The 2646-nt window shown below is 37.2% G+C and carries 1 protein-coding gene; it reads left to right on the forward strand.

Annotated elements, in window-relative coordinates:
• The first annotated feature begins 132 nt into the window (after positions 1 to 132).
• Entirely contained in the window at positions 133 to 2481 is a 2349-nt protein-coding gene (locus QP420_RS06405) for a BspA family leucine-rich repeat surface protein (protein ID WP_481616893.1), read from the forward strand.
• The last annotated feature ends 165 nt before the right edge of the window (positions 2482 to 2646 follow it).

The following is a 2646-nucleotide window of genomic DNA, read 5'->3' on the forward strand; positions in this document are numbered from 1 at the left end:
CTTTCAATATAAAATTAAGAGGGGTGCTGTGGAACAAATTTAACTTATTTTTTGCGTTGCTCTTTCCATTTTTTTTTAAGTGCTAGCGTTGATGTGTTTGGGATAGCATTTTATTTTGCATAGGAATAGAAGATGAAGAATAAGAGCGGGATTTATAAAATTGTGGCCATCTGTGCGTCTGCGATTGTGGCAGTAACAATGACGTTGCCAACAATTACAAGCGCAGTCGGATTGGTAGGCAACGCGCGTTCCGCTTCTGCGATTTCTGGCGCTGCTGCTCCCAAAGCTCCCAAAGGTGCCACTCGTTCGGCGGGTGCGGCTGGTTCGGCTTCGGGTGAGCGTTCAGCTGATAATTCTTATGGCATAGATGCAGATGATATAAAAATTGAAAAGGCTGGCAGCTGGATTGATCTGAAAGGCCGTAATTTAGAATACGATCCTACAAATAATTTCCAAGTTTTGCATTTGAAGCCTAAGAATTCAAAAGATGATGTAAATGGAAAATTGTTGATAGGCAATGATTCTAATACTGTAGAGTCAATTTATGATGGTTATAATAATAAAACCGCTTTAATTAATCAAATAAAAATTATTGTCATAGATGAAGACATGACATTATCTGCTGCATCGCAAATGTTTTATGGGTTTGAAGGTGTTCAGAAAATAATTGGTCTAGAGCATATAAAGTTCAGTAATAAACTTGAACGTGGTAATGCAGACTCAATGTTTTCTAAATGTGAGAATCTTAGAACTTTAGATGGTATTAATAACTGGGATATGACGAATGTAAAGAACGTGCATTCCATGTTTGAATATTGCAAAAAGCTAAAAAACATAGATTTATCTGGATGGCAGCATGCAGGTATTGAAGACACAATAGGTATGTTTAGAGAGTGTAGCTCTATAGAAGAAGTAGAAATATTTCCATCTACAGAAGGTAAATTAAAGACCATTGAGGGGATGTTCTTTAACTGTAACAAACTTTCATCTATACCAGGAATTGAGGAATGGAACACTAGAAATATAAATGACATGTATTGTGCTTTTTATATGACAGCTTTAGAATCGCTAGATTTAAGTAAATGGTTTATTCCTACTGAAAATGTTCCTAAAAATCCTAACTATTATAGTTTGCCTGGTGAAGGTGAACCTGGGTATCGTGGTGTAGTATTTAACAATACTCTGCGTGATTTTACTTACGTAGGCAATTTCCTACCTTATAGAGCTAAAGGCGTATGGCGTAAATCGGGTGGAAAATCTGCTAAAAATCCAGGCGAAAATGTTGAATTAAATCCTAAAACAGAAGCTAATTATATGCGTATAGTGCGCGATTATATTGAGGTTACGTTTAAGAATAATGCTGATAATACTTCTCTAACTTGTGTTGCTGACGTGCTACAGGGTAAAAATGTTAAGCATAATTTAAGTGATACAAAATTTACTAATTGCAAATATAAATATTCTCCAAGTGAAGATGCGAATTTGAATGCTTCCGAAAAGTTGGAGAAAGCTAGAGAAATGCTTGCGTCTTATGCAGAAAACTCGGGTCTGACTAATACTGCTAAACTTATTCGCGAATCTAAGAGTAATAAGATTGATGAATTGAAAAATCTTCTTAAAGGAGCGGATAATTCTCGTTCTAAACCAGTTATGAATTTGGATAGTATAAAGAAATCTCTTGGAATTGTTGAGGGAGATACTGTCACTTGGAATGTTGATGAGAGCAAATTAGGTGATTATATTAAAGAGGCTACTGTTGGTAGAAATAATATAGGAACTGGAGTCTACTACATAGTTGGGAATACTGCTCCAGGCAGAACAGAGGTAACTGTTAGCAATGGTAGTAATGTTTCTGATTCAGAAATTTCAAATCATGAGTTAGTCGCGTGGAAAGACGTAACTTTTACGGCTAATGTAACGCATAAGCAAAAGCCAAAGCCACCTGTTCCAGAGCCAGAACCGCAGCCAGAGCCAACGCCAACACCAGAGCCGTCTCCATCGCCAACGCCAGAGCATGGTCCAGATGATTCGGATATTTTGCCAGACATAACTACAAAGCCAGATTTGAATATTAACTCGAATCATGATTTTGTATATCCGTTTATTAAACAGCCTCAAAAATCGCCTCAATCAACTCAAGGTGCTGATGTACAAAATAACGTGCTACAGCGCGCAGAGGCGGAAAATAATTCTAATTTTGTAATAAAAAAGCAATTTAATAGCAATAGTGGAACTTGCAAATGCGTGTGTCCAACTTTGCCGAAAGATGCAAAATCGCATAAATCCAATAAATCGGTAAGAAAATCATCAAATAAAGCTACGTCTTGTAAAAGCGGAAATAACTATTCCTGGTTGGGAATTGGCGGCTTGATTATTTCGTGGCTGATTATGCTTCTTATTGGCTTTATTTTGGGTTATAAGATGAGGAAGAAGCGCGATGATGAGCAAAGCGACGAAAATCAGAGTGCTATAAAAGATTAATCGCTATAAAATAAAACGCCATAAAGCAGCGCGCTGTAACGCGCTAGTGACATGACATACATTTCCGCTTTTTGTACCATATTTAGGTCAATGATATGTACCCCTTTTTCTGGACACATATCCCTTTTACTTAATCACACTATCCACGCTGCGTGGATACTTCCC

The organism is Bifidobacterium sp. UMB1197, assembly GCF_030217745.1.
Lineage (GTDB): Bacteria > Actinomycetota > Actinomycetes > Actinomycetales > Bifidobacteriaceae > Bifidobacterium > Bifidobacterium vaginale_B.

Excerpts from the sequence above, each read along its gene's own strand:
- QP420_RS06405 (WP_481616893.1), top strand. The coding sequence starts at position 133 with ATGAAGAATAAGAGCGGGATTTATAAAATTGTGGCCATCTGTGCGTCT.